2 protein-coding genes and 1 pseudogene are annotated in these 1,491 nt (G+C 64.9%); all 3 read left to right on the forward strand.

Going from position 1 to position 1,491, the window contains the following annotated elements; all coding sequences use genetic code 11:
* On the forward strand, positions 1-841 hold an 841-nt coding region (locus EN745_RS34700), incomplete at its 5' end, for a type II and III secretion system protein family protein (RefSeq protein ID WP_145992324.1).
* A gap of 4 nt (positions 842-845) precedes the next feature.
* Positions 846-1,121, forward strand: coding sequence for a hypothetical protein (locus EN745_RS34705; protein ID WP_126054270.1), 276 nt, complete (start codon positions 846-848; stop codon positions 1,119-1,121).
* A 28-nt stretch (positions 1,122-1,149) separates the two neighbouring features.
* Positions 1,150-1,491 (forward strand): annotated as a pseudogene (locus EN745_RS34710) (response regulator receiver protein); the annotation flags it as partial.

Below are 1,491 nucleotides of genomic sequence, written 5' to 3' on the forward strand. Positions count from 1 at the left end.
GGCCGGGATGGATCTCGGCGCCAAGTACAGCGCCAATTTCGCCTATGGCCTTGGCGGCCGCAACGTGGCGATCGAACCGGGCGATATTCCGGCGGCCGGAACTGGCGAGGTCATCGGCCGGCTGTTGTCGAACGGCGTTTCGATCGACATCGCCATCAAGGCGCTGGAGGAGCGCGGCCTTGCCCGGCGGCTGGCCGAGCCGAACCTGATCGCCCGTTCGGGCCAGACGGCGAGCTTCCTCGCCGGCGGCGAGTTCCCGATCCCGGTCTCCGAGGAAAACGGCAAGATCAGCGTCAGCTACAAGAAATACGGCGTCAGCCTGGATTTCACCCCGACCGTGCTGAAGGACGGGCTGGTCAGCCTCGACATCGCGCCGGAAGTGTCGTCGATCGATGCGTCCGCCTCCTACAATATCGGCGAGATCTCGGTGCCCGGCTTCATCGTGCGCCGGGCCAAGACCTCGGTCGACTTGAAGAACGGCCAGAGCTTCATGATCGCCGGCCTGCTGCAGTCGCAGAACGACATCACCACCTCGCGCCTTCCGGGTCTCGGCAAGCTGCCGGTGCTGGGCTCGCTGTTCTCGTCCAAGGCCTATCAGCGGCGCGAGACCGACCTGGTGATCATCGTCACGCCCTATCTGGTCAAGCCTGTCGATCCGTCGAAGAAGATGGTCGAGCCGACCGACGGCACGCAGCCGGCCAGCAATTCGGACTACTTCCTCAACAATACCGAGGAAGTGAAGGCTTCCGACCCGAACCGCGCCCTGGCGATGGCCGACGGCCGCGTCACGCAGCCCGCCGCGCCGACGGCAGGGCATTTCCTCGACCTGCCGAAGGATTGAAGTCATGCGTCCGGTTCCAGGCTTGATGGTTGCCCTGCTGCTCTCCGGTCTCTGCGGCTGCACCAGCGACGACTATGTGCGCACCGAGGGCGTGACGCCCGCCGCCGGCAACGCGCAGGCGGCCAATACGGTCATGCAGATGGTCGATCCGTGGAAATACGGCGTCCAGAACACCAGGCTGCTGGTGCCGGCGCAGCGCACCAGCACGTCGACGGCCGCCGCGGCCGGCGAGGCGGCGGGTGCCAAGACGGCTGAGACGACGAGCGCGACAACCAACTGATTTGGCACTGACCAGACGGGCTGACGACATGGCAAGCGGCATCAAGAGCAAGAAGATACTGCTCGTATCCACCGACAGGACGTTCCTGCAGGACACCCGCACGGCCTTCGCTGCTTCGGACGTCATCGAGCTTTTGACGGTCGACAAGAGCGTCAACGAGTTGCGCGGCGAAGTCCAGGAGACGGATTTCGGCGCGCTCATCGTCGACATGGACGCGGCGAAGCTGGAAGAGATCGAATCGCTGCAGCGCATCATGCGCCGGCTGGAAGGCCGGGTCCCGGTGGTCGTGGTCACGCAGGAATTCAACGCAGCGGCGGTGGTGATCGGCTTGACCAGAAAGTCGGCGACCTTGAGCTGGACCAGGATGCGC

The sequence above is a fragment of the Mesorhizobium sp. M4A.F.Ca.ET.022.05.2.1 genome, from assembly GCF_003998845.1.
In the GTDB taxonomy this organism is placed as follows: Bacteria; Pseudomonadota; Alphaproteobacteria; order Rhizobiales; family Rhizobiaceae; genus Mesorhizobium.